The organism is Streptosporangium sp. NPDC003464 (assembly GCF_053588315.1).
In genome coordinates, this window is the sequence record NZ_JBSFPS010000474.1 from 1 (window position 1) to 3,517 (window position 3,517).

At 72.8% G+C, this 3,517-nt stretch carries 1 protein-coding gene; it reads left to right on the forward strand.

Annotation, left to right across the window (positions count from 1 at the left end; all coding sequences use genetic code 11):
- Positions 1–3,517, forward strand: a 3,517-nt coding sequence (locus ACWDS7_RS47410) for a biotin/lipoyl-containing protein (protein ID WP_451934665.1), incomplete at both ends; no start/stop codon positions are given.

Sequence of the window (3,517 nt, forward strand, 5' to 3'; positions counted from 1 at the left end):
GCCGTGGCGCCCCCCCACAACGCCGAGGACCCCGACCGCGACTTCGCACCCTCGCCCGGCCGGATCACGCGGCTGGCGCTGCCCAGCGGCCCCGGCATCCGGGTGGACACCGGGTTCAGCGAGGGCGACGCGATCCCCGCCGACTTCGACTCGATGATCGCCAAGATCATCGCGCACGGCCGTGACCGCACGGAGGCGTTGGCCCGCCTGCGCCGCGCGATGACCCAGACGACCGTCATCATCGAGGGCGGCGTGACGAACAAGGGCTTCGTCCGCATGCTGCTCGACGAGCCCGCGGTGATCGACGGGTCCGCCGACACCGGCTGGATCGACCGTGTGCGCGCCCAGGGCGCCCTCGTGTCGCACCGGCACTCCGCGATCGCGCTGATCGCCGCCGCCGTCGAGGCCTACGAGGACGAGGAGGCCGTGACGCGCCAGCGCTTCCTGTCCACCGCGCACGGCGGCCGTCCGCAGTCGCAGCACGACAGCGGCCGCGCGCTGGAGCTCAAGCTCCGCGACGTCGGCTACCGCGTCCAGGTCGCCCGCATCGGTGGCCACCGGTTCCGCATCGGCATCTCGGCGGGCGGCCCCGAGCACGCGGCCGACGTCGGCATCGAGCGCTTCGACGAGCACAGCGGCCAGATCACCGTGAACGGCGTCCGATTCAAAGTCGTCACGAGCACTCACGGCCCGATCCACCTGGTCGAGGTCGACGGCGTCACGCACCGGATCAGCCGCGACGAGGGCGGCATCGTGCGCTCGCCCGTGCCCGCGCTCGTGGTGGCCACACCGCTGCAGGTGGGCGACGAGGTCGAGGCCGGCGCGCCACTGCTTGTGGTCGAGAGCATGAAGATGGAGACCGTGCTGCGCGCGCCGTTCCGCGGCCGCGTGCGGGAGCTCGCGGTGTCGCTCGGCAGCCAGGTGGAGGCGGGCGCCCGCCTGCTCCGCCTGGAGCCGCTGGGTGACGGCGACGAGGCGGCCGGCCCCGCGGCCGCGGCGAAGGAAGCCGAGCTGGACCTGCCCTCCGAGCCGGTGGACGTGCCCGCCGCCGAGCGGGCCGCGCGCGCTCTGCAGGACCTGCGCAGCCTGCTGCTGGGCTTCGACATCGACCCCCGGGACGACAAGCGCCTGCTCGCCGACTACCTGGCCGCGCGCGCCGAGCTCGTCGCGGAGGGCGGACACGAGCTGGCCGGTGAGGTCGAGCTGCTGCGCCTGTTCGCCGACCTGAGCGAACTGAGCCGCAACCGGCCCGCCGGCGAGGAGTCGAAGTCCGCCTCCTCGGTGCACAGCCCCCGCGAATACTTCCACACCTACCTGCGATACCTCGATTCGGACCGGTCCGGACTGTCGGACAGCTTCCAGCAGCGGCTCACGCAGGTGCTGTCCCGCTACGGCGTCGAGGGCCTGGACCGCACGCCGGAGCTGGAGGACGCGGTCTTCCGGATCTTCCTGGCCCAGCAGCGCGCCGCCGCCGACGTCGCCGTGGTGACGGCCCTGCTGCGCCAGTGGGTGAACGAGGCCCCGCCCGCCGAGGCGGACCGCGTCACCGTCGGCCTGGCACTGGAGCACCTGGTCGCCGCCACCCAGGTCCGGTTCCCGGCCGTCGCGGACCTGGCGCGCGGCGTCGTGTTCGCCTGGTTCGCCCAACCGCTGCTGCGCCGCACCCGCGCCAAGGTCTACACGGCCGTGCGCAAGCACCTGCGCCACCTCGACCACCATCCGGACGCGCCCGACCGTGCCGAGCGGATTTCCGCGATGGTCGCCAGTCCCGAACCGCTCGTCCGGCTGGTCGGCCGGCGGATCGGCCGCGAGGGCACGGACCCCGTGCCGCTGCTGGAGGTGCTGAGCCGCCGCTACTACGGCAACCGCGCGCTCAGCGACATCCGGGTGAGCAAGGCGGTGGGCTGCACGTTCGTCGTCGCCGACCACCTCACCGCGGCGGGCGGAGGCCGCGTCGTGACCACCGCGGTCGACTTCCTGGCGCTGGCCCAGGCGGTCAAGGCGGTCGATGAGTTCGCCGGTGACGGCGCGCTGGTGGCGGACCTCTACCTGACCTGGTCGGACGGTCCGAGCGACCCCGACGAGATGGCCACGCGCCTGCGCGAGGTCCTGGCCGCGCAGCAGCCGTCGGACCGGATCGACCGCATCACCACGACCGTCGCGGGCAACAGCGGCGCCGTGATGCACCACCACTTCACCTTCCGGCCGTCCGCGGACGGCTTCGTGGAGGAGCGGCTGCTGCGCGGTCTGCACCCGCGCATCGCCGAGCGCATGCAGCTGGAGCGGTTGCGCGACTTCGACCTCACCCGGCTGCCCTCGCCCGACGAGGAGGTCTACCTCTTCCGGGCCGCGGCACGGCAGAACCCGTCCGACGAGCGCCTGGTCGCCCTGGGGCAGGTCCGCGACCTGACCCCGTTGCGTGACGACGAGGGCAGGCTCGTCGCGCTGCCCGCGGCCGAGGACATCCTGGCCACGTGCCTCGACGCGATCCGCCGGGCCAAGAAGCCCGGCGCGAAGACGTCCGCCACGAACCGGATCGTCATCTACGTGTGGCCGCCGACCGACCTCTCACCGGACGACCTGAACACCGTGGCCAGGCGCGTGTTGCCGACGACGGCGGGTGCTGGCCTGGAGGAGGTGCTGTTCCTCGGCAGGCGCCGCGACAGCGCCACCGGTGAGCTCGTCGACATCGCCGTCCGGATCGGCTACGACATGAGTTCCGGCGTGCAACTGTCCGTCGGGCCGCCGCCGACCGAGCCCATCGAGCCGCTGGACGACTACCGCCAGGACGTGCTGCGCGCGCACAGCCGCGGCACGCACCACCCGTACGAGCTGACCGGCATGCTCGCCGGACCGTCCGGCTCGTTCACCGAGTACGACCTGGACGAGCACTCGAAGCTGGTGCCGGTGGACCGGCCCAAGGGGCGCAACACCGCCGCGCTCGTCGCGGGTGTCGTCAGCACGCCCACGCCGCGCCACCCGGAGGGCATGACCCGCGTCGTGCTGCTGGGCGACCCGACGAAGGCGCTCGGCGCGCTGTCCGAGCCCGAGTGCGCGCGGGTGATCGCCGCGCTCGACCTGGCCGAGCGGATGCGGGTGCCCCTGGAGTGGTTCGCGCTCTCCGCGGGCGCCCGGATCTCGATGTCGTCCGGCACCGAGAACATGGACTGGGTGGCGGCCGCGCTGAAGCGGATCGTGAACTTCACCCAGGACGGCGGTGAGATCAACGTCGTGGTCGCGGGCATCAACGTCGGCGCCCAGCCGTACTGGAACGCCGAGGCCACGATGCTCATGCACACCAAGGGCATCCTGGTGATGACACCCGACTCCGCGATGGTGCTGACGGGCAAGCAGTCGCTCGACTTCTCCGGCGGGGTGTCGGCCGAGGACAACCACGGCATCGGCGGCTACGACCGGATCATGGGCCCGAACGGCCAGGCCCAGTACTGGGCGCCGGACATCCGCGGCGCGCGGGAGATCCTGATGTCGCACTACGACCACAGCTACGTCGCACCGG